Here is a 21,951-nt window from a genome sequence, read left to right on the forward strand (position 1 = left end):
GTATCGCCGCATCCGGCCAGCGCGAGTACGGCCGGCAGCGTCAACGCCGCCAGCACCACCCGCGCGGGGCGGCGGAGCGGACGTGCTGATGCGAGTGCAGTGCCCTGAGACACGGTAGTCCCTTCTGCTTCCCCTGCAGGAGCCGTCTCTAAATGCATGGTGGCGAGACGGAGACCGGGGAATGATAGATCGCGTGCTGGTGACAGACTACGACGGATGCGGCAAGTGCTTGGTTGGCGTCCGCCGACTGTCCCGAACGACTGACAAGACTAGCTCCCCGGAAAAGCAACAAGACCAAGTGATCAGTGCCGTCGAGGCCGTAGGCGGTCACATCATCGCATGGGCCGACGACTGGGAAGTCTCGGGCGCCATGAACCCGCTCGACCGGCCGAAGCTCGGCCCGTGGCTGCGCGGCGAGATGGGTCCCTACGACGGCATCGCGGGCGCGGCAGTCGACCGGATCGGACGCAACCAGCTCGACGTCTTGGCCACCGGCCAGATGATGAAGGTGTCGGGCCGCTTGCTCGTGACCTACGGGCACGATGGCCGTGGGACCTCAGCGACGACGCTGACGAGCTGCGGTTCTCGATGGAGTCCCTGGGAGCACAGATGGAGCTGAGGGCGATCCAGCGGCGAAACAGGCAGACGGCCCAGCAAATGCGCGACGCCGGTCGCCCACGCGGCAAGGCAGCATACGGTTACCGCTACGTGCGGGCTGTGCCCAACGGACGCGTTGACCACACCGAGATTGATGCGGTCGCAGCAGAGATCATTCGCAAGGTGGCTGAGCGGATCTTGGGTGACGAGTCCGGCATGATCACATACAGCACGGAGGCAGTCCGGCTGACGCGCGAGGGCATTCCGAGCCCCGCCGATCACCGCGCGATGCTGTACGGCCGCGAGCCCAAGGGCAGCATATGGAGGCCCGCCACACTCAAGGGGATCTTGACGAGCGAGGCAGCGTTGGGCTACCTCATGCACGACGACAGGCCCGTGCTCGGTGCCGATGGCCGCCCGATCCGCATCGCGGATCCGCTCTGGGATCAGACCACCCGCGCAGCACTGATCGCCAAGACGGCTCCGAAGCGCGGGGGCAAGCCGCGCGCGCCCAAGAGCACGGCCATGCTGCTCGGCATCGCATTCTGCGGTCAATGCGGGCACCGGCTGTACCTCACTTTCGCGGACCAACAGCACGTCCAACGGTACGAACTACGCGTGTCTCGCGCGCATGAAGGGCATCCCTTCGGCGGCCCACTGCAAGCCAGCCCCGACGATGACAGTCGCCAAGCTGAACAAGCTGGTGGAGACCAAGTTCCTCGAGGAAGGCGAAGGGCAGCAGCTTTGGCGTCGAGTGCCCCACGCGGGCACGGGCCACGCCGCCCGCCCGCCACGAGCACACGCAGCGGGCAGGCGTCGAATATTCTCTCTACTCACTCAAGACGCGGGCGCCTCCGGCGCCCGCGCTCGCCGGACCGTCCGGGCGCTTCGCGCCCGAGCTGTCAGGCTGCGGATTCACGAACATGGCCCCAGCCCGCTGCCATCAGGCTCCAGCCGGGGCGTGTGGTTAGCGAGGCTGACCAGTTCGGCTGTTGTGGAGAAGACCGCGCGCGCCGACGCTCACCGCGCCGGCGCGCACGTGCGGCGACAAGCGCTCGCGCCTTGCGCATGCGGCGCTAGGGCGCCGTTCGCGGCGGGGTCGCGGCGTACCTCCACAAGACGATCAGCTGTGCGACCAGCACTTCACGATTCAAGAACGGGAGCTCGGGCGTGACGGGGCCTCAGGCGGTGCCCAGCGGGTTGAGAACGGTGAATCGCCACGATCCGTCGCCGAAGCGGCGGGCGAGGTTCGCCGTCGTCCCGGAAGGCGTGACGCGGGTGCCGTCTGGCGTGGTCGCCTCAAGGGTCCAGTCGACGACGATGAGGGCGGTGCCGTCGCCGGTCAGGCAGAGCCTGGCCGTGTTGGTCAGGCGGGCTTTCGCCTCGACAGTGCGGACGATCTCCTCGCGCAGTTCCTCCGTGCCGGTCAGGACCTCGTGGCCGAGGGTGCGCATCGTCGCCTGCGGGCTGAACAGCTCCAGGACGGCGTCGACGTTCCCGGCGTTGAGCGCGTCCTCGAACGCGAACGGGAGGCGAGCGGGGTCGAGCACTCGTGCGGTCATGGTTGGACTCATTTCCTCGATGTGGTTCCCGGTGGGCGGCCTTGACAGTCGATCAGCGCCGCTGCCTCCAGCATCGGTTGCCGACCGTCCCCGGCACGAGGTAGGTTCAGGGCTCCTCATGGTTGATTTCGGACAGTCTGACGTCGTCGACCTCGGGTACGCGAACCCCGATCGGCCGTATCTGGGGCTGGAGGCGATGTCCTTCGCACAGTTGCGCTCGCGCACCAAGCAGCGGGTCGCGGCGTCACCGATTCGGGCCGGCTTCCACCAGCTCACCGTGGTCCGTTCCGGCCACGGCCGGGCCGTCGTCGACTTCGTCCCCCAGGACTGCCGACCCGGAACCGTGCTGCACGTGCGGCCGGGCCAGGTCCAGCGGCTGCCCGCCCGGACGGACGGACGCCTGGCCGATCTGGACGCGGTCGTTCTGCTGTTCACCGCCGACTTCCCGCCCCGCATACCCCGCATGTTCCCCTTCCTCGATCTCGAATTCGGGCCGTCGGCACTTCGGACGCCGAACGGCGAACCCAACGGGGTGCACCGCGCGGCCGTGGAAATCGAGGCCGAATACCGACTCCTCGGGACGACGCACGGGGAGACCGCAGCGAGAGTCTCGGCAGAACTGCTTCGCCAGTTGCTCGCGGCGCTACTGCTTCGCATCGCGCGGCTGCCGCGCGCACCCGGGCCCGGCTCAGCCGAGGTCGGCGAAGTCTTCCGCACGTTCCGGCGTGAGGTCGAGCGCAACTTCGCGGCCACCCGAGACGTGCAGGATTTCGCCGCTCTGCTCGGGTACGCGCCGAGAACGCTGACGCGCGCCTGTCTCGCCGCGACCGGGCAGACGGCCAAGCAGTTCCTCGACGCGCGCGTCGCGCTTGAAGCCAAGCGCCTCCTGGTCCACACCGACATGACTGTCGCCGCGATCGGCCGCGCCATCGGGTTCAGCGAGCCGACCAATTTCGGGAAGTTCTTCGCCCGGGAGACGGGCACGACGCCCGGAGCGTTCCGGACGCGGGAGAACACGGCGCGGCTCGAGCCACCGGACGCGTGACCACGCCGGGGCGCCGACGTCGAGGCAGAGCCGGCGGCCGCCCAACCCGGGCATTCAGTCGTGAAGCGTGACCGGATCCAGGCAGTACGGCTTGAAGGTATTGATGGCTGGACACGAAACAGCGAAATAACTGCCGAAACTCAGCCGTTGCCCTGCTGCGCGCTCTCTTCCCGGGCATTCCGCCCGCGATACCTGCCCAACTGCCCCCCCAGGTTCTGCGCGGTGGACTCATAGCCCTGCGCTCTCGCCTGGTCGGCGCCGTCCTGCAACAGCACCTCGATCCTCTTCTGCCGATCAGAAGACATAGCTCGCCTCCCTCTACATCACGGGTTGGGTGGGTTGCCCAGCCCGCCGGGGACAGAGACGAATCCCCGGCGGGCCATCGTGGGGTGTATCAGAGGGCGAGTATGACGAGTGCCGCGAGGGCCGCCATGATCCTCTTGCGCAAGCCGCAACGCGCGGGCGACGCCTCGGTGAGCTGGTCGAGGTCGAGGTCAGCGGTAGGCTGCATGATCACCTTTCTAGTGATGGGTGTTTGGCTACCCCTGTCCCGCCACGGGTGCGCGCCTGTAACAGGACAAGGGCGATCATGGGCTCGCTGGCGTTCCTCAGCTCGAAGCGCTGTGCGCCGCGAGCGCGCGCGTGAGAAGACCGATGGCACACCACGCCTTACCGTCCAGATGCCAGCACGCCACTCCGGACTGCGCCGAAGGCCACATGGGGCGCCCATCGACTTGCGGCCACGCCTGGTGTTCCTGGTCGATCACCAGGTCTTGAAAAGCGGATGCCAGCGTTGCGATACACGACTCAACATCGTCAAAACCGACGCCAACCTGCGTACCGTCGAACGCCCATACCGGCTTGTCCCACTCCGCGCCGGGATTGAGTACCAACGTGATCGGACCGAGGCCAGCCGCCTCGAAGTCAGCGTTCAGACGGTCGAGAATGAAGCTCACGCGAGTGTGCATTGGAAGTAGAAGCCTTCCTCAGAACCGTCGGGGTGGATGAGGGTGCCGGAGATCAGGAAGATCCCGCCACTCTGAAGGTACCTCTTGTTGTTGGGGTCGTAGATGATTGAGCCGTGTGGCGGATATGCCTGCTTCTTGGTGTCGTAGAGCTGATCGTCTACATAGATGGTCACGTTGTAGGCGCCAACCGGATCGGCCGGGTAGACCCCCCACGCAACCGGCTTCTGCGGTCCGGCCTGCTGAGCCGCTATGCGGCCATGCTCATCAGCCTCGCTCGCGCCCGGCGAACACGGCTGGATGCCGCCGCCCCCGCCACCTCCGGAACAGCCGCTACCCGACCCCTTGGAAGTGACCGTTGAAGCAGTAGCAGCTCCGCAAGCACACGCGGAGACACCGAGCGCGACCGGCACCAGCAGCAGCGACCAGGCCGCGACGAGCGATATGAGCGGAGAACACTTGCCTAACTTCATGTCTGTCCATTCGTCAGGGAGTCGGTGATTCCCGTGATGCGCTGGACCTCAAGGGCACGTCGCCTTTCCAACCAGCGCTGTACAGCCGTGAAGTTCAGCGGCGGTTCAGGCGGCGGACGCCACGGCCCCTCGAACCTCGGAGCAGCCACGAGCGGCCATGGATGGCAGCAGTAGACCCCGTCCAACATGGATAGGTGCACCTGGTGGCACATCACCTCGGGCGGCGGGGCGACTGCTGGAATGCGTAGAGGTATCCGTGCCGAGCGAGGTTTGTACTCGACTTCGGCACATCCGACCACCCATCAGGACGCTTGATGTGCACAGCAACGAGAAGGCGTTGCCCGGAATTGGCGTGGTGATCAAGAGCGAACACAGCACGATCTATCGCCTCTGTCTCACTCAGCGCGACATCATGCGTATACGTCGGCTGATCCTGGGAATTGAGGACCGTCCACGTATACCGAATCGTCCACAGCGGATACGTGTCGGGCTCCCCAGCGGTCGAGCCACCCGCCGCCACTTCGTCAGACATCGCCATGTAACGGATCATCACGCACTACGCGCCGTCCCGGGAGAGACACGGTGAGCAGGCCATGATGGGTAAACTGACCAGTAGCACCCTGAGCCCGCCGGACCTCGAAAGCCCAGTGTGAGGAGCCGCCACGATGGCCGTGGGATCCCGCTCGCCCGACCACATGCCTTCGCACGTGCGCGATCATCCCGCCGTTGTCGCGGCCTGCCGCCGCCGCGACATCGGACAGCTCTTCCGAACCATCAACAACCTGACAGACGGTCCCGGGCAGTTCACGGCGTCCCATCTGGCTAGACGCTGTGCACTTACCCCGAGCCGAGTCGCCGAGTACATGGCCGGAAAGCGTCAAGCTTCGTCGGTCGCTGTTATCGCGCGCGTAGCGGACGGACTGGGAATCCCGATGGACCGATTCGGGCTCGACCGGGGATCAGGCGAACCGGGCGAGGCGTCGCCGGATAGGGGTACCCAGACTCCGCAGGCCTGGGAACTGCTCGACGCCATCACAAAGGCGAATATAAGCTCTGATACTCTCGCGCAGATGGAGCGCGCCGTACTCACCAGCGCAATCCGGTACCCCTCAACCGCACCGCAAGCGCTGCTGCCAAGCGTCCTCAACATGCTGAGCCGACTCCACTCGGCGCTTTCCCAACCCCAGTCCGCCCGCAGCGCTCGACAGTGCACGCGACTTGTCGGCATCCTGGCCGGACTCGCCGGAAACCTCTTCCTCGACCTTGACGACCAGGCTCGCGCTCATAGTTACTTCGAAGTCGGCTACGCTGCTGGTCGAGAAGCCGAGGACGATCCGCTAACCGCGTGGGTACTTGCCACGCAGAGTATCGGGCCGACTTTCGCGGGACAGCACGCCCGCGCGGCGGAGATGCTCGATCAAGCCGCCAGTCTCGTCGGCGGGCATGGTAACCACCGCAGAGAGGCATGGGTTCTCGCACTCGCCGCCCGTGCACACGCGGCTCTCGGCGACAGCAGGCGAACGCTGGACCTTCTCGACCAAGCAGCCAGGGCTCTCGCCATCGCGGACGCGCCGAGCGGCATCGACTTCTTCGACCCGGCGCGCCTACAGGGCATCGCGGGGACCTGCCACCTCCGCGCCGGCAACACCGCAGAAGCAGAACCGCTGCTCGTCAACGCCCTTGACCGCCGCGAGAGATCCGACATCAAGGGCCGCGCGCTCCTCACACTTGACCTGGCCCAGTGCAAGATAGTGGAAGGCGAGGTGGAAGAAGCCTGCCAACTGACCCACTCGGCCCTGAACCTCGCTGCCGGGTCCCTCGTCCGACCGATCGCTGACCGAGCCGGTAGCATCCAACACGACTTAGGAAGGTGGCCGGCACTGGCACCGGTGACCGCGCTCTCCGAAAGGCTGCGCGACGAGACTGCCGCGCTCCCGGACTGAAAGGCTGAGATATGCGCTGGACCAGTCACGGGCGCCGCCTGGTCTACGAAAGTGACTGGGTGAACGTCTGGCTCGAAGACGTCGATATCCCCACGATCGGCCGCATCGAACACCACGTGCTCACCATGCCACGTGCCTCCTTGACCTCCGTCGTCACCGACGATCAAGACCGCGTGCTGCTCCTCTGGAGACACCGCTTCATCACGGACACCTGGGGATGGGAAGTCCCCGCAGGCTGGGCCGATCCCGACGAAGATCCGGAACATGCCATTCGCCGTGAAGTCGAAGAGGAATCCGGCTACCGGGCCGGGCGCGTCACCCTCATGACCGCGTACAACGCTCTGAGCGGCATCTCAACAATGCGGTTCACCTCATACCACGTCACAGACTGCACCCACATCGGCGCGCCAACCGACATCACCGAATCCTCCAAGATCGAATGGGTTCCAGCTAAGGATATTCCCGGCCTGGCATCAAAAGGGCAGATCAGCGATGGTCCATCCCTCACAGCCCTGTCCTACTACCTGGGCATCTACCGGAATTCGGACACAGCAGTGTCCTAGCCGCACGTCTCGATGGCTCACCAACGCTGATCTGCTGATCTATTGCCGCTCCCGTGCCGTGACGGCGAGCGCCGCGAACAAGTTCGCGTCCCTCTCCATGCCGCCCCGTCCGCTCGTTCAGTGGATGGTCGCGCGAAAAGGTCAGAATCCTGATCCGGGCTGCGCCCGCCGACGAGGAGGAACCGCACCCGAAACCGGCCCCCTTTGTGGGTGGATGCCAGGGCTCACGCCCTGGCCAAGCACCCCGTAAAGCCGCTCTGATCTGCAACGATGCGGCAACGAGCATTGATACGCCGTCGCCGAGCGTCTACTATTTATGGAGACGGCTCCCGTGCAGCAGGAAGAAACCGTAGCAGGCGATGGTCTGCGCGTCCTTGATCGTGCCGTCGCGCAGCATCTTCTCCACGTCCTGGCGGCTGAACCACTGGTGCCGCATGTCCTGTTCCTCGGGCTCGCGGTCGTGCTCGCCGGGCGCGAGCTCGGTGGCCAGGTAGACGTGGCCCGACTGCGAGGAGAAGCCGGGCACGCACCACAGCTCGCCGAGCAGTTCCCAGCGGCCGCCGCTCAGGCCGGTCTCCTCGAGCAGTTCGCGTCGGGCCAGCTCCAGCGGGTCACCCGTCCGGCGGTCCGGGTAGGTGCCCATCGGGAACTCCCAGGAGCGCTCGCCCATCGGGTAGCGGTACTGCTCGACCAGCCAGAAGCCGTCGTTCTCGTACGGCACCACGACGGCGTAGTTGCCCTTGTCCACGACGCTGTAGATGCCCGGCGAGCCGTCCGCGCGCTCGATGGCGTCCTCGCGCACACTCAGCCAGGCGTTCTCGTACACCACCCGGCTGGACACGGTCTTTATGTCCTTGATCTCCGTCACGCGGCACACGTTATCGGCTCCGGGTTGCCCGCGCGTTCCACTGGCGTGCCGGGTCACGGCGGAGTTAGGTGGGAGTCGGCGCAATCACCCTCAATGGAGAGGCAGTGTCATGAAAGTGACCGATATCGTTCCCGGCTCGCCGTGCTGGACGCAGCTGGGCACCACGGACCCGGAGGCCGCGCAACGCTTCTACGGCGGCCTGTTCGGCTGGACGGCCGAGACCGACCCGAACCCGGAGGCCGGCGGCTACACGATCTTCTCGCTGAACGGCAGCCCGTGCGCCGCCGTCGCCCCGCTGATGAACCCGCAGCAGCCGGTGGCCTGGCTGATCTCCTTCGCGACGCCCGACGCGGACGAGGCCGCGGCCGTCGCGCAGAAGGCCGGCGCGCGGCTGTGGATGGGCCCGATGGACGTCATGGGCGCCGGGCGCTGGGCCATGCTGAGCGACCCGACCGGGGCCGCGTTCGGGCTCTGGCAGGCCAAGGAGTTCAACGGCTTCGCCGTAGTCGACGAGCCGGGCGCGTTCGGTTGGATCGACGGCAGCACCCGCGACGTGCCGGGCGCGGTGAAGTTCTACAAGGACACGTTCGGCTGGCAGGTCTGGCCCTCGGACGACTACCCGATGGTGGGGCTCGGCGGCAACATGTTCGGCGGCCTGATGAACATGGGCGAGATGTTCCCGCCCGAGATGCCCGCGCACTGGAACCCGTACTTCGTGGCCGCGGACGTGGACGCGACGGTGGCGAAGGCGCGCGAGCTCGGCGGCGAGGTGGTGCACGCGGCCGAGGACGTGCAGATGGAGAACGGGCCGCGGATCGCCGTGCTGCGTGACCCGCAGGGCGGGGTCTTCGGTGTCTTCAAGCCCGCGCGGATGAGCTGAGGCCGCATCAGTGAGCGGGCCCGGCACGGCGTCGGGCCCGCTCACCCGTGTTCGCGCTCAGGTCACCGAGCTGTAGGCGACCACGCCGCGGCGGATCAGGCCCACCGCCTCGCGCGCCGCCTCGCGGACGCCGGAACCCTGATCCGCGGCCGCGGCGTCGGCGATCTGGCCGAGCAGGTCGATCAGCTGCTTGCACCAGCGCACGAAGTCGCCCGCGGGCAGGGCCACCTCCTCGAGCACCGCCTCGAGCCGGTGCCCGGAGGCCCAGCGGAACGCGGCCCAGGCGAAGCCGGTGTCCGGCTCGCGCTGGAAGTCGAGGTCGTAGTCGCCCTCCAGGTTGTGCGTCTCCAGCCAGATCCGCATCGTGCGCTCGATCGCCTCCCGGGCCGGGCCCTTGGGCACCCGCGGCGGCGGCGCGTCGTCGCTGCTCCTGGCCTCGTACACGAGCAGCGAGGCGGCGCAGGCGAGTTCGGCCGCGTTCAGGCCGTCCCACACGCCCTCGCGCAGGCACTCGGCGGCGACGAGGTCGAGTTCCGAGTACAGGCGCGCGAGCCGGCGGCCCGCATCCGTCACCCGCTCGCCGTCGAGGTAGCCGAGGACCGTCAGCACCGAGCACACCCGGTCGAAGGTGCGCGCGATCGAGTTGGTGCGGCCGCGTACCCGGCGCTCGAGCTGCTCGGTGTCGCGCTGCAGCCGCCAGTAGCGCTCGGCCCAGCGCGCGTGGTTCTCCCGGTCGTCGCAGCCGTGGCACGTGTGCCGACGGATGGCCGCGCGCAGCCGGACGATCTCCGCGTCCTCCGCCGGATCGGCCCGCTGCCGGCGCGGCCGGACCGCCTTGACGCCCTCGGTCCCCGCCTTCGTCCGCAGGGCCGAGGCGAGATCCCGGCGGGACTGCGGGGACTTCGGGTTGAAGCTCTTCGGGATGCGCATCCAGAACTGCGGCTCGACCGGCACCGGGAAGTCCAGCATGGACAGCCGGACCACCTGCCGCTCGGCGGTCAGCACCACCGGGCGCGGGCCCTCCTTGCCGGTGTCCAGGCCCGGGTCGAGCACCACGGCCAGGCCCGCGCGCCGCCCCGACGGCACGGTGATCACGTCGCCCACCTTGAGCTTCTCCACCGCCGACGCGGCCGACGCCCGGCGCGAGGCCGAGTTCTGCCTGGACAGCTCCGCCTCGCGGTCCGACAGGGCCCGGCGCAGCGCGGCGTACTCCTCGAAGTCGCCGAGGTGGCAGGTCATCGACTCCTTATACCCGGCCAGCGCCTCGTTGTTCCGCTTGAGCTGCCGGGTCAGCCCGACCACCGCGCGGTCCGCCTGGAACTGCGCGAAGGAGCTCTCCAGCAGCGCCCTGGCCCGCGCCGTGCCGACCTGGCCGACGAGGTTGACGGCCATGTTGTACGAGGGCTTGAAGGACGAGCGCAGCGGATACGTACGCGTCGAGGCGAGGCCGGCCAGGGCCCGCGGATCCAGGCCGGGCCGGTAGAGCACGACCGCGTGCCCCTCGATGTCGATCCCGCGCCGCCCGGCGCGGCCGGTCAGCTGCGTGTACTCGCCCGGCGTGACATCGACGTGCGCCTCGCCGTTCCACTTGACCAGGGATTCGAGCACGACCGAACGCGCCGGCATGTTGATGCCGAGGGCCAGGGTCTCGGTCGCGAAGACCGCCTTGACGAGGCCCTGGACGAACAGCTCCTCGACGATCTCCTTGAAGGTCGGCAGCATCCCCGCGTGGTGCGCGGCGACGCCCCGCTCCAGCGCGTCCAGGAAGTCGTGGTATCCGAGAACGTTGAGATCCTCGCGCGGGATGTCGGCCGTGCGCGCGCTCACGTGCGCGCGCACCTTGAGCCGGTCCTCCTGGCTGAGCAGCCGCACGTTGGAGCGCAGGAACTGCTGCACGGCCCCCTCGCACCCGGCGCGCGAGAAGATGAAGGTGATCGCGGGCAGCAGCCCCTCGGAGTCGAGCCGGTCGACGACCTCCACCCGGCTCGGCGGCCCGGAACGACCGCCGCGCCCCACCCCGGCCGAGCGCCCGCGGCGCCCCGACGGCGCGAGCCGCTCCTCCTGCCGGCAGTAGCGCACCAGCTCGGGATTCACCTGCGCGGCGTCCGGGGTCTCCGGGTCCACGCCGTTGTAGAGGTCGAAGATCTTGCCGCCCGCCAGCACGTGCTGCCAGAGCGGGACCGGACGGTGCTCCGAGACGATGATCGTGGTCGAGCCGCGCACGGTCTCCAGCCACTCGCCGAACTCCTCCGCGTTGGACACGGTGGCCGAGAGGGACACCAGCTGCACGGACTCGGGCAGGTGGATGATCACCTCCTCCCACACCGCGCCGCGGAAGCGGTCGGCGAGGTAGTGCACCTCGTCCATGACCACGAACCCGAGCCCGTCCAGCGCGGTCGAGCCCGCATACAGCATGTTGCGCAGCACCTCGGTGGTCATCACCACCACCGGCGCGTCCCCGTTGATCGAGTTGTCACCGGTCAGCAGGCCGACGTTCGCGGCTCCGTGCCGCTTCACCAGGTCGGCGAACTTCTGGTTCGACAGGGCCTTGATGGGGGTGGTGTAGAAGCACTTGCGCCCCCGGGTCAGCGCCAGGAACACGGCGTACTCCCCCACCACCGTCTTCCCGGCCCCGGTCGGCGCCGCGACCAAGACTCCGTGCCCCTCGTCGAGAGCGGCACAGCCTTGGACCTGGAACTCGTCGAGCCCGAACGGATACAGAGCGGAGAACTGCGGGAACGGCGAAGCCATGCTCTTCATCCTAGGGCAAGGGTCCGACACCGGGAGATCGATTTCACGCCGCTCCGAGCCGACGCCGTCTTCGAGGTCGACGACGCGCGCCGAACGGCTAGAGGATGTCCTCCAGCGACTGCGAATCCTCGATCGGCGCCGGGCTCAGGTCCAGGTCGGTGGCCTCGTCCGGCGAGAGATTCGCCCCGGGCATGGCGGCCTTGCGGCGGGTGCGGCGTCTGTCGTTGAGCTCGGCGATTCCGACCGCGGCGAAGTAGAGCAGGCAGATCGGGATGGCGAGCACGCTCATGCCGATCGGGTCGCCGGTGGGGACTGCGATGGCGGCGAAGATGAAGATCGCCAGGACGATGCCGCGCCACCACTTGCGCATCGCCTTCGAGCTCATGATGCCGATGAAGTTGAACAACACGAGCACCAGCGGCAGCACGAAGGACACGCCGAAGACCGTCATCATCTGCAGGATGAAGGTCATGTACTGGCTCGCGTCGAGCAGCGTGGCACCGCCCGCGCCGCTCAGGAAGCTGAGCAGCACCTGCATGATCAGCGGGAACAGGAAGTAGCAGACCGTCACACCGGCGACGAACAGCGGGACCGCGGCACCGATGAAGGCGAGGCTGTACTTCTTCTCCTTCTTGTACAGGCCCGGCGCGAGGAACGCCCACACCTGGTACAGCCAGACCGGGCTGGCCAGCACGATGCCGACGTACATGGCGATCTTGAAGGACAGGCTCACCTGCGCGGTCGGGCCGCTGAAGACGATCGCGCCGTTTGGGCACTGCTTCGACGCCTGGGCGACTCCGTGCAGGCCCTTGATCGAGCAGACCGGGGTCTCCAGCGCGTGCAGCACGTGCGTGCGGAACACGAAGCCGAGGATGCCGCCGATGAGGATCGCCAGAGCGGCCTTCATCAGCCGGTTGCGCAACTCCCGGATGTGCTCGCCGAGCGGCATCCGTTCCGCGTCATCCGCCGAGCGCCCAGCCTTGCCTGCCACGTGTGGTCGCCTGCCTTATCCGTCTTCTTCGAGTCCGCTAGCCGTCGTGCCTGGTGACGACGTCCTCGGGACTCGCCTCGACCACGCGCCGCCTCGGGAGCGGCACGTCGTCGCGCAGCGCCTGGCTCTCGGCCTTGAGGATACGGCGCGCCTTGCCGAGGTCGCGCATCGACCCGGGCAGCCGCCTCCAGCCGAACAGCAGCAGCCCGACGACCACGATCAGGAAGAGGGACTCGGTGCGCAGCAGCATCGGTTGCGGCTCCAGGACAGGGGGAACGGCCGCCGGGAGGCGGCCATGCGTCCATCCACGGTCTCAGCGGCCGTGAAACTTTGTCAACGCCGCCGCGATGAAGCTTCTCGGATCGCGGGCTGGTCAAGGGCCTCGGAGAGCGACTCCATCGCCTCGCCGAACGCCCCCGACGCGTCACCGAACTGCTTGAGCAGCGCCTTGGCCGCCTTCCACACCGGCCACGCGCACGCCGCGATCGCGATCAGCGCCAGCACCGCGAGCGCGACGAACACGATCACCCAGGTCATGACGGTCACGGACACGAGCCTACCCGGTCCGCCCCCGGGCGCGGCGGCTACCCGAGCGGCCGGCCGGCGAAGTCGTAGGCCCGCGCGTAGTCCACCACCAGCCGCGCGGTGCCGCCGGTCGGGTGCACGCGGTACGGGCTGAAGGTGTGGATCGGGATGAGCACCCTCGGGTTGATCATCCGGACGAACTCGTGCAGGTCGTCCTGGTACGCGTGGCCCGAGCAGCCGATGCGGCGCAGCGGCACGCCGAGCTTGGCCAGCCAGTCGACGAACAGCTGCCAGCGCGGCTCGAAGGGGCCGAGCGGCTCGCCGTTGGCGTGCACGAACACGCTGTGCGGGCCGAAGGGCAGGTCGAGCAGGCTGGGGATGTCGTCGGCGTCGAACTGGAGCAGGTAGCTCGCGGGCGCCTCGCGCACCGCGTCCAGGCCGACCTCGTCCGCGGACAGCGTCGCCTCGAAGCCCGCGGCGCGCAGGAACGCCGCGGTCCGGTCCGGCCACAGGATACGCCGGCCGGCCGCCTCGGCGATCGCGGTGAAGTCGCGCACCCGGTCGAAGTCGCGCGGGTACACCGCCAGCATCACCAGGTCCGGATTACCGGCGAGTTCGGCCTCGAACATGGAGTTCACGTCGACCTCGGTGCGCAGCGGGTGGATCTCCTCCCAGCTGAGCGTCGTGCCCTCGGTGACCAGCACGTCCACGCCCGCGACGGCCTCGGCGAAGCCCCAGGACAGCTCGGGCCGGTGGCCGTGGAAGCGGAAGTCGCCGGTGAAGGCGAGCACGCCGTCGCCGGTGGTGACCCGGTATCCGCTGGCGCCTGGCACGTCGTGGTCCACGTCGAAGCGCTCGACCGTCATCGGCCCGACCCGCACGGCCTCGCCCAGCCCGATCGGCCGCCAGTCGGTGGCCCCGGCGAACGCCCGCGGTCCGGGCAGCGCCTCCCGGCCCTTCTCCAGCGCGTTCATCATCGCGATGGTGTCCGGCGCGGCGTGCACCGGGATCTCCGGGCGGACGAAGCCGGCCAGGCCCACGTGGTCGATGTGCGGGTGGGTGACGAACAGCGCGGTGGGCTCGACCTGCTCGCCGAGCCGGTCGCCCGCGGCCAGCGCGGTCGGGTCGAACAGGCCTGGGATCGCCGGGGCGGCGCCGACCCGCAGCCGGTCGGCCAGCTCGCGGCCGGGCCGCGGGGCCGCGGGGACCCGGAACAGGTCCCCGTCCTTCGGGATGTCCAGGCCCAGGTCCAGCAGGACTCGATGACCGCCGTCCTTGATCAGGACCTTGCTCGAGCCGATGACCCCGACCCCGCCCCAGAACTCCACACTGGCCGACACCGCGTTACTTCCTCACTCTTTTCGTCACCTGCGCGGGCACGTGCGACGCCGGACGCCGCGTCAGGCCGCCGGCACGGCGGCGGAGCGCGGGTCGGCGACCCAGGCGTGGATCGCGGGCAGCAACCGCTCGACGACGGGGGCTTGCGCCGTCGCCGGGCCGTCGGCTCGACCGAACCGGTCAATGTACCCCGCGGCGCCGCCGATCTCAACCGCGGGCGCGAGGTCGTTGAAGTAGTGGTCGCCGAGTGAGAACAGCCGCCAGGGGCGGTCGCGCAGATCGTCGCCGAGCTCGCTTCGCAGCAGGCGGCGCAGGCCGTCCGGCTTCGCCGCGCCGGGCACCAGGCCGTCGAAGGCCGCTGCGACACCCATCCGGTCCAGCAGCTCGTCGAGGCCGGGGCGCGGGCTGTTCGTGGCCAGCAGGACGCGTACGGAGCCGCGCAGGGCGCTGAGCGCGGCCACCAGCGGGGTGACGACCTCGAGCTCGCAGCCGGGGTCGAGCATGTCCTGCCGGGAGAGGCGGAACGCGGCCTCGGTGACGTCCGGCGGGACGCCGTGGCAGCGCTGGGCCAGGCTGTGCGCCGCGCCCCAGCCGTCCACGGCCTCGCGCAGCGCGGCGGCCTCGACGGTGTCCGTGCTCTGCTTCGCGGCGGCGACGCCCTCGGCGAGGTAGCGCTCGAAGACACCCAGGTAGTGCTCGGCCTGCCCGGCGGGCAGGGCCTCGGCGATCCGCCGGGCGTAGCGGCGGACGGGTTCGTCGCCGCGGTAGACGGTGCCGTCGAAGTCGACGACGAGGACGAGCTCGCTCAATGGACCATTTCTATTTGACGGACCCCGCCGCGGACAGCGCGCCGCGGATGAAGTGGCGCTGCAGCAGCAGGAAGAAGACGATCAGCGGCAGCGTGGTGAAGGTCGCGGCGGCGGCCAGGCCCGGGATGTCGGTGCCCACGTCGCTGCTGAAGGTGGACAGGCCCACCTCGACCGGCTGCACGTTCGTCGAGTTGGTCATGATCTCCGGCCACAGGAAGGAGTTCCACGAGGCCATGAAGACGTTGATGGCGATCAGCAGCAGCGCCGGGCGCACGGCGGGGACGCCGATGTGCCACAGCACGCGCAGCCGCCCGGCCCCGTCCACGGACGCGGCGTCCAGGATCTCCTGCGGCATCGTCACGAAGAACTGGCGCACCAGGAAGATGCCGAACACGCTCGCGCCCCACGGCACGATCTGGATCCAGTAGGTGTCGACCCAGTGGATGTCCGTGGCCAGCACGTAGTCCGGGATGATCAGCACCGTGCCGGGCATCATCAGCACCGAGAGCACCAGCACCATGAGGGACTTCTTGCCGCGGAACCGCAGCACGCCGAAGGCGAATCCGGCCAGCACCGACGTGACCAGGCACAGCAGCACCGTGGCCGACGCGATGAACAGGGTATTGAGGAAGAACCGGATCCACGGCGCCTCGTTCCACGCCCGCGACCAGTTGGACCAGTCCCATTCCGGGATCAGCTCCGGCGGGAAGCGGTAGAAGCCGCCGGGCCGCGAGGTGGAGATGACGAAGGTCCAGTAGAACGGGAAGACGAACGCGAGCCCGAGCAGGATCGCGAAGGCCTTGCGCAGCGCCGACCAGCCGCGCCACGCGCCGAGGACGCGGCGGGCGGCGGGTCGGGCGGCGCGGCGTGGAGCTCCGCGCCCGGGCTCGTGACCCGGGCGCGGAGCGTCCTGCAGGGTGCTGCTACTCACGAATCAGCCTGCTTCTTCTGGAGGCAGGCCGTCTGAGCGGTGTTGAGAGCGCTGGTGGCGTTGGTTCCGGAGAGGCCGGCCTGCAGGGCGGTGGCCAGCATGGTGCCGCAGTCGTCGACCCACTGCTGCGGCGGGTCGGTGATCGCGGTGTTCAGGCCGGAGACGACCTGCGACACCCACGGGTTCTCGGTCAGGTACGAGCTCATCGCCGACTGGGTCAGCGCCTGCGCGGTGACCGGCAGGTAGCCGGTGCCGGCGGACCACACGGCCTGCTCGGCCGGGCTGGCCACGAACTGCAGGAACTCCCAGGCGGCGGCCTGCTGCTGCGCGGTGGCCGAGCTGAACACGAAGAAGTTGCCGCCGGCCATCATGTCGGTCTGCGGGACCGCGGTCGTGGTCAGCTTGAACTTGCCGCCGACGGCCTGGTTCTCGTAGTAGTAGCCGGCCGAGGACGAGATGTCGGCCAGGCCCTTCTGCCCGCCGAGCGCGGTCTCGCCCGGGTAGTTGGTGCCGGTGGCCAGCGCGCCCTTGGACTTCAGGTTCTGCAGGTACTGCAGGGCCTTGACCATCGCGGACGAGGTGAACTGCGGCGAGCCGTCGGAGCCGTACGCCGCGGTGCCGTCGGACGCGGCGAGCTCCTCGAGCCACTCCTCGCCCGAGGTCTGCGCGCTCGGGTCGATGGTGATGCCGGTGACGCCGTTCTTGGACGCGGCCTCGAGGTCGGTGGCGAAGGTGTTCCAGTCGGTGGCCGCGGTCAGCCCGCCCGCCGAGAGCATGCTCGAGTTGTAGAAGACGACCTGCAGGCTCTTGCCGATCGGCCACATCGCGAGGGTGCCGTCCGGCAGGTAGAGGTCCTTCTGCACGCCGGTGTAGAAGGTGGAAAGCTCGGCCGGGCTCTTGGTGCCGGCCAGTGTGCTGATCGGCACGAGCTTGCCGCTCAGCTCCAGCTGGTCCACGAAGCTCTCGTAGCCCTGGCCGACGGTCGGCTGCCGGCCCGCCGCCACCTCTGCCTTGAGCTTGGTCTCCAGCGTGCCGTAGTTGGCCTCGGGCACCGACTTCACGGTGATGTTCGGGTTCTTCGCCTCGAACGCCGAGATCTCCTTGCTGAACGTCTTGCCCAGCGAACTGGTCGCGGTGTACGCGTCGGCGATCGTGATGGTGACCGGCCCGGTGACCGTCGGCAGCGGCGAACTGCTCGTGGTGCTGGCAGCTCCGGTGGTTCCGCCGCCGGCACACGCGGACGCGGCGAGGCCGAGCGCCGCTATCAGGGCTGCCCCGGCGGCCCGGCGCGACCGGGTCCCGGGAACGTTGGCACGGATTCGCATGATGCGCGAATTCTCCTTCTGCATGGATGCGGGTATTGGCATGCTGCTGGGTGCGCGGTGGGCTCGGCGCCGGGTCACGAGGTGAGCCCGCCGCCCCCGACGGCGGTGCGCCGCCGGACGAGTGTGAACAGGATCGTGATCAGGAACAGCACCACGGCGAGGGCGGCGCCGTAGCCGGTGTCGCCGAGCACGATCCCCTCCTTGTAGACCAGGAAGCTCAGCGTCGTGGTGGCGTTGTTCGGGCCGCCGCCGCTGGTCAGCTGGTAGAACTGGGTGAAGGCCTGGAGCGAGGTGATCGACGTGATCACCACGATGAACGTGGTCACCGGACGCAGCTGCGGCCAGGTGACGTACCAGAACTCGCGCCAGGGCCCGCAGCCGTCGACCCGGGCCGCCTCGCCGGTCTCCTCGGAGATGACGGCCAGGCCGCCGAGGAAGACCAGGGTCGTGAAGCCGACCTCGTGCCAGACGCTGAACAGGATCACCGAGGGCATCGCCGTGCTCTGCGCCTGGGTCCACTGCGAGGTGGGCAGGTGCAGCAGGTGCAGCACGTAGTTGGCGAGGCCGAACTGCGGCTCGAAGATCCAGTTCCAGATGATCGAGGTGGCGATCAGCGGCGTGGCGTGCGGGAGGTAGACCATGACCCGGGCCGCGCCCATCGCCTTGCCGCCGCGCATCAGCAGCAGCGCCAGGCCGAGGGAGATCGCGGTGCCGAGGACGATCATGCCGAGGGTGAAGTAGAGCGAGTTGAACAGGGTCTGCGCGAAGGTCGGGTCCACGTTGGTGAACAGGTCCCGGTAGTTGCCCAGGCCCTTGTACGTGGACAGCGCAGGGTTGAGCACGTTCCAGTGCCAGAGCGAGACGTAGAACGTGTAGAAGGTCGGGACGATCACGAATCCCGCGAAGATCAGGACCGCGGGGGCGGAGTACAGCCAGCCCATCGGGGTGTTCCGGAAGTCCCGCGTGCTGCGGCCCGGCCGGGGGCGGCGCGGCGGCGGGGCCGTGCTCTGCGATACCCCGGCGGGCGGGGCTACTGTCTCTGCCACGCCATGCAGTGAATCTGGGCCACGTTACAAGACGGCTAACAGCTGAAGAACAATCGGGCAACGGTCTTGAGAAATTCGGCGGGATCTGAAAGCCTGTAATGTTTGGCAGTCGTACAGCACAGCGGCCGTTTCAGGAGCCTGACGATCTTCCGCCGCCCGCTCAGCACCCGTATCCGGCCAGCGCCGCGGCGGCCGTGCCCTGGACCGCGGCCGCGAAGCCGGTCGGACCGACCACCCTCACGTTCTCGCCGAGGCGCAGCACCAGCCGGCGGATCCGGTCCTGGTCCGGCGCGCGCAGCGCGACGCGCAGGCCGCCGTTCGGCAGCTCCTGCACGGATTCGCAGGGGTAGTACTCCGGGACCCAGCGGGTGTTCGGGGCGAGTTCGAGTTCGATGAGCGGGTCATGCGAGTCCACGCGCAGCGCCGTGTTCTCGGCCTCGGGGGCGTTCAGCACGTTCTCCGGCACGTTCGCCGGCTCGTCGAGCACGTCGATGCGCACGACGCGGTCGAGCCGGAACATCCGCCGCCCCTGCGAGGAGCGGCACCACGCGTCGAGGTACGCGCGCCCGGTGAGCATCGAGATCCTTATCGGGTCCACGGTCCGCTCGGTCACCTCGTCGCGTGAGGGCACGTAGTAGCGCAACCGCAGGGCCCTGCCCTCGGCCTGCGCGCGCGAGACCACGTCGAGCACGACGTCGCGCGCCTCGAAGGCCACCGAAAGGCGCTCGGCCGTGCCCGCCGCCGCGACGCCGACCGCCGCCTCCAGCTTGCCCAGCGCGCGCTCCAGCGCGTCCCGGTCGGCGGTCAGCCCCGGCACCTGCGCGAGGCCCCGCAGCGCCACCAGCAGCGCCACCGCCTCGCGCGTGGACAGCCGCAGCGGCCGGGTGATCTGCTCGACGACGTTGTCCAGGTGGATCGCGCCGCCCTCGCCGACGTGCGGTTCCATCAGGTCGTCCGCGAAGCCGCCGGGCGTGCCGCAGAACCACAGGACATTGAGATCCTTGGCGATCTGCTTCTGGCTCACCCCGAACTCGTCGGCGACCTGCGCCACCGTGACCCCGGGATGGCTGCGCAGGTAGGGGACGAGGTTGAGCAGCCGCTCCACTTGTTCGACCGCCGTGCTCATGACGCCGCCTCCCATTCCGCCCGCAGTTCCTCCAGGTCCTGGTCCGCCACCGCGGCGCCCGCGCCGTCCGGCTCGACCTGGGCGAGCGAGCGGAGGTTGCGGATCACCGCCTCCCGCAGCTTCGGCGGCTCCAGCACGATCACGTCAGCGCCGAACTCGGCGACATAGCCCTCGACGCCGTCCCGGTAGGACAGGACGAGCACGTCCCAGCCGTCGTCGCCCTCCTCGATCGCGCTCGCGCTGCGCCGCAGCGGGAAGCAGGTGCCCTTGCGCACCCGGATCGTGGCCGTGCCGAGGTCGCCCTCCGGCCGCAGCGCGAAGGCCGCCACCCGGGAGCGCACGTCCAGCTGATCGGGCATCGGGTGCACCGGAGCGCGGCCGGTGAGCATCACCGGGCCGGCGATCCGGTCGAGCCGGAAGATCCGCTCATCGTCGCGGCCGAGGTCGAAACCGGCCATGTACCAGCGGCCGCGCCAGGAGTCGATCGTCCACGGCTCCACCTCGCGCGAGCGCACCTCGCCGTCGCCGCGCCGGTACGAGAAACGCACCACCTGCCGCTCGTACACCGCCTCGAGCAGCGGCTCGAACGCCGGGGCCTCGGCGCGCACCCGCGGCTCGATGCCGACCGGCGAGGCCGGGCCGATCTCCACGCCCGCCGCCTTCAGCTTGAGCAGCGCGGACGAGGCGGCCTGCGCCATCGTCGCCTGCTGCCAGAACCGCGCGGCCTGGCCGAGCGCCTGCGCCTCGTCCTGCTGCAGGCTCAATTCGGGCAGCGCGTACTCCCCCGGCGCGATCCGGTAGCCCACCTCGTCGTCGAAGTACGCGTCGGCCGAACCCACCTCCAGCGGGATGCCGAGCTCGCGCAACTCCTCCTTGTCCCGCTCGAACATCCGCTCGAAGGCCTCGTTCGAGGGACAGTTCCGATATGGCTCGAGTACTCGCCGCAGCCTGTCCTTGGTCACGAAGGTCCGCGAAGCCAGCAGGCAGATCACGAGGTTGACCAGGCGTTCGGACTTACTCGCCGCCATGATGCCGCCTTCCCTCCGCGTCCCGTTTCTGTTCGTCCGACGCTACCTGTTTTCCGGCCGGTTTCGCACGGACTTGCGCTACCGTGGGCCGCGTGATCGCTTGGCGCGAGGGACACGTGACGGCGCTCGGACGCTCGTGGCCGGGAGCGCGCGAGCTGACCGCCCGGGTCGACGACGCTGACCTGCGGGTTCTCGCGTACCCACAGCTCGTCGGGGAGCCCCGCGTCGGCGACCGGATCCTACTCAACGTGAACGCGCAGGCCATGGGCCTCGGCACCGGCGGCTACGCGCTGGCCGTCGCCCTCCCGGACCGGCTGCCGCAGGACCCGCCGCCGGGCCCCGGCCACCTCGTGAAGGCGCGCTACACCCCGCTGCAACCGATCGTCCTCGGCGCCGACGAGCAGGACTCGGCGCACCACGATCTGATGAAAGATGCCGACTCCCTCGACGGCATGCCCGTCGTCTCCGCCGACCTGCACTCCGCCGTCCCCGCGATCTGCGCGGCGATCCGGCACGACCGCCCCGCGACGCGCATCGCCTACGTGATGAGCGACGGCGGCGCACTCCCCCTCTGGTTCTCCCGCACCGTCGCGGGACTGCGGGAGGCCGAGTGGCTGTGCGGCTCGGTGACCGTCGGCCAAGCGTTCGGCGGCGACCTCGAGGCCGTCACCGTGCACACCGGCCTGCTCGCTGCGAAGCTGATCCTCGGCGCCGAGGTCGCGATCGTGAGCCAGGGCCCCGGAAACCTGGGCACGGGCACGAAGTGGGGCTTCTCCGGAGTCGCCTGCGGCGAGGCGGTGAACGCCGCCGGAGTGCTCGGCGGACGGGCGATCGGCGTGCTGCGGGTCTCCGAGGCGGACGCCCGCGACCGTCATCGAGGCCTGAGCCACCACAGCCTGACGGCGTACGGCCGGGTGGCCCTCGCGCCGGCCGAACTCGCCCTCCCGGATGAACCCGGAGCATTCTGGGACGGTGTACGCGCCCAAGCCGCGACCCTTGACGGGCGGCACACGCTGCGCACCGTGCCCTGCACCGGCCTGGACGAAGCACTCGCCGCGAGCCCCGTCGCGCTGTCCACCATGGGCCGCGGCCTCAAGGAGGACCGCGCCGGCTTCCTCGCCGCCGCCTGCGCCGGTCGGCTCGCTGTGACCACAGCGGCGTAGCCACGAGATAGGCTGGCCGCAA

The 21,951-nt window shown here is 69.1% G+C and carries 23 protein-coding genes; 7 read left to right on the forward strand and 16 right to left on the reverse strand.

Features of this window, described 5'->3' with window-relative positions; all coding sequences use genetic code 11:
* Nucleotides 1–193 precede the first annotated feature (193 nt).
* Together VG296_RS28800 and VG296_RS33055 are read left to right on the forward strand one after the other, a co-directional pair.
* A complete protein-coding gene (locus tag VG296_RS28800) occupies nt 194–619 on the forward strand; it encodes a recombinase family protein (RefSeq protein WP_325571450.1) in 426 nt (141 codons plus the stop codon).
* A 194-nt stretch (nt 620–813) separates the two neighbouring features.
* Nucleotides 814–1,677, forward strand: coding sequence for a hypothetical protein (locus VG296_RS33055; protein WP_349259739.1), 864 nt, complete (start codon nt 814–816; stop codon nt 1,675–1,677).
* 101 nt (nt 1,678–1,778) lie between these two features.
* Here the strand turns inward: VG296_RS33055 and VG296_RS28805 are convergent, their stop codons facing one another.
* The gene (locus tag VG296_RS28805) at nt 1,779–2,159 is read right to left on the reverse strand and encodes a nuclear transport factor 2 family protein (protein WP_325571452.1); all 381 of its coding nucleotides are present in this window, start codon (nt 2,157–2,159) and stop codon (nt 1,779–1,781) included.
* A 118-nt stretch (nt 2,160–2,277) separates the two neighbouring features.
* On the opposite strand from VG296_RS28805, the gene VG296_RS28810 reads away from it, so the two are divergent.
* Nucleotides 2,278–3,204, forward strand: coding sequence for a helix-turn-helix domain-containing protein (locus VG296_RS28810; RefSeq protein WP_325571453.1), 927 nt, complete (start codon nt 2,278–2,280; stop codon nt 3,202–3,204).
* Between the two features lie 140 nt (nt 3,205–3,344).
* Here VG296_RS28810 and VG296_RS28815 read toward each other — a convergent pair whose 3' ends face one another.
* From VG296_RS28815 to VG296_RS28825, 3 genes are all read right to left on the reverse strand, one after another.
* On the reverse strand, nt 3,345–3,509 hold the full coding sequence (locus VG296_RS28815) for a hypothetical protein (protein WP_325571455.1): 165 nt from the start codon (nt 3,507–3,509) through the stop codon (nt 3,345–3,347).
* Nucleotides 3,510–3,812: 303 nt separating this feature from the next.
* Entirely contained in the window at nt 3,813–4,160 is a 348-nt protein-coding gene (locus VG296_RS28820) for a hypothetical protein (protein ID WP_325571457.1), read from the reverse strand.
* Nucleotides 4,157–4,642, reverse strand: coding sequence for a hypothetical protein (locus VG296_RS28825; protein WP_325571459.1), 486 nt, complete (start codon nt 4,640–4,642; stop codon nt 4,157–4,159). The genes VG296_RS28820 and VG296_RS28825 overlap by 4 nt, the downstream gene beginning before the upstream one ends.
* Nucleotides 4,643–5,307: 665 nt before the next feature.
* On the opposite strand from VG296_RS28825, the gene VG296_RS28830 reads away from it, so the two are divergent.
* Nucleotides 5,308–6,585, forward strand: coding sequence for a helix-turn-helix domain-containing protein (locus tag VG296_RS28830; RefSeq protein WP_325571461.1), 1,278 nt, complete (start codon nt 5,308–5,310; stop codon nt 6,583–6,585).
* Between the two features lie 11 nt (nt 6,586–6,596).
* Entirely contained in the window at nt 6,597–7,148 is a 552-nt protein-coding gene (locus VG296_RS28835) for an NUDIX hydrolase (protein WP_325571463.1), read from the forward strand.
* A 310-nt stretch (nt 7,149–7,458) separates the two neighbouring features.
* Here the strand turns inward: VG296_RS28835 and VG296_RS28840 are convergent, their stop codons facing one another.
* Nucleotides 7,459–8,007 (reverse strand): NUDIX hydrolase, encoded by a 549-nt coding sequence (locus VG296_RS28840; RefSeq protein ID WP_349259740.1) that lies wholly within the window; start codon nt 8,005–8,007, stop codon nt 7,459–7,461.
* A gap of 118 nt (nt 8,008–8,125) precedes the next feature.
* On the opposite strand from VG296_RS28840, the gene VG296_RS28845 reads away from it, so the two are divergent.
* On the forward strand, nt 8,126–8,896 hold the full coding sequence (locus tag VG296_RS28845; RefSeq protein WP_325571467.1) for a VOC family protein: 771 nt from the start codon (nt 8,126–8,128) through the stop codon (nt 8,894–8,896).
* Nucleotides 8,897–8,953: 57 nt separating this feature from the next.
* On the opposite strand, the gene VG296_RS28850 is transcribed toward VG296_RS28845, so the two are convergent.
* The 11 genes from VG296_RS28850 to VG296_RS28900 form a co-directional block, all read right to left on the reverse strand.
* Entirely contained in the window at nt 8,954–11,647 is a 2,694-nt protein-coding gene (locus tag VG296_RS28850) for a DEAD/DEAH box helicase (protein WP_325571469.1), read from the reverse strand.
* A gap of 97 nt (nt 11,648–11,744) precedes the next feature.
* Entirely contained in the window at nt 11,745–12,638 is an 894-nt protein-coding gene (gene tatC, locus VG296_RS28855; protein WP_325571471.1) for a twin-arginine translocase subunit TatC, read from the reverse strand.
* Nucleotides 12,639–12,675: 37 nt separating this feature from the next.
* Complete coding sequence (locus tag VG296_RS28860; protein ID WP_325571473.1) at nt 12,676–12,888, reverse strand: twin-arginine translocase TatA/TatE family subunit; 213 nt, start codon at nt 12,886–12,888, stop codon at nt 12,676–12,678.
* Nucleotides 12,889–12,971: 83 nt separating this feature from the next.
* On the reverse strand, nt 12,972–13,184 hold the full coding sequence (locus tag VG296_RS28865; RefSeq protein WP_325571475.1) for a hypothetical protein: 213 nt from the start codon (nt 13,182–13,184) through the stop codon (nt 12,972–12,974).
* 38 nt (nt 13,185–13,222) lie between these two features.
* Nucleotides 13,223–14,503: an MBL fold metallo-hydrolase gene (locus tag VG296_RS28870; protein ID WP_325571477.1), complete on the reverse strand. Its 1,281-nt coding sequence runs from the start codon at nt 14,501–14,503 to the stop codon at nt 13,223–13,225.
* Nucleotides 14,504–14,563: 60 nt separating this feature from the next.
* Nucleotides 14,564–15,310 (reverse strand): HAD family hydrolase, encoded by a 747-nt coding sequence (locus VG296_RS28875; RefSeq protein WP_325571478.1) that lies wholly within the window; start codon nt 15,308–15,310, stop codon nt 14,564–14,566.
* 10 nt (nt 15,311–15,320) lie between these two features.
* Complete coding sequence (locus VG296_RS28880) at nt 15,321–16,241, reverse strand: carbohydrate ABC transporter permease (RefSeq protein WP_325571480.1); 921 nt, start codon at nt 16,239–16,241, stop codon at nt 15,321–15,323.
* Nucleotides 16,238–17,566 (reverse strand): ABC transporter substrate-binding protein, encoded by a 1,329-nt coding sequence (locus VG296_RS28885; protein WP_325571482.1) that lies wholly within the window; start codon nt 17,564–17,566, stop codon nt 16,238–16,240. Before VG296_RS28885 ends, VG296_RS28880 begins: the two co-directional genes overlap by 4 nt.
* A gap of 74 nt (nt 17,567–17,640) precedes the next feature.
* The gene (locus VG296_RS28890; RefSeq protein WP_325571483.1) at nt 17,641–18,612 is read right to left on the reverse strand and encodes a sugar ABC transporter permease; all 972 of its coding nucleotides are present in this window, start codon (nt 18,610–18,612) and stop codon (nt 17,641–17,643) included.
* A gap of 160 nt (nt 18,613–18,772) precedes the next feature.
* Entirely contained in the window at nt 18,773–19,738 is a 966-nt protein-coding gene (locus VG296_RS28895) for a helix-turn-helix transcriptional regulator (protein WP_325571485.1), read from the reverse strand.
* Nucleotides 19,735–20,766, reverse strand: coding sequence for a helix-turn-helix transcriptional regulator (locus VG296_RS28900; protein ID WP_325571487.1), 1,032 nt, complete (start codon nt 20,764–20,766; stop codon nt 19,735–19,737). Before VG296_RS28900 ends, VG296_RS28895 begins: the two co-directional genes overlap by 4 nt.
* A 92-nt stretch (nt 20,767–20,858) precedes the next feature.
* Here VG296_RS28900 and VG296_RS28905 point away from each other — a divergent pair, with 92 nt between their 5' ends.
* Nucleotides 20,859–21,929 carry a DUF3866 family protein gene (locus tag VG296_RS28905; RefSeq protein WP_325571489.1) on the forward strand — a complete coding sequence of 357 codons (1,071 nt, stop codon included), beginning with the start codon at nt 20,859–20,861 and terminating at the stop codon, nt 21,927–21,929.
* Nucleotides 21,930–21,951: the final 22 nt, after the last annotated feature.

Origin of the sequence: Actinospica sp. (genome assembly GCF_035552695.1) — a bacterium.
Lineage (GTDB): Bacteria > Actinomycetota > Actinomycetes > Streptomycetales > Catenulisporaceae > Actinospica.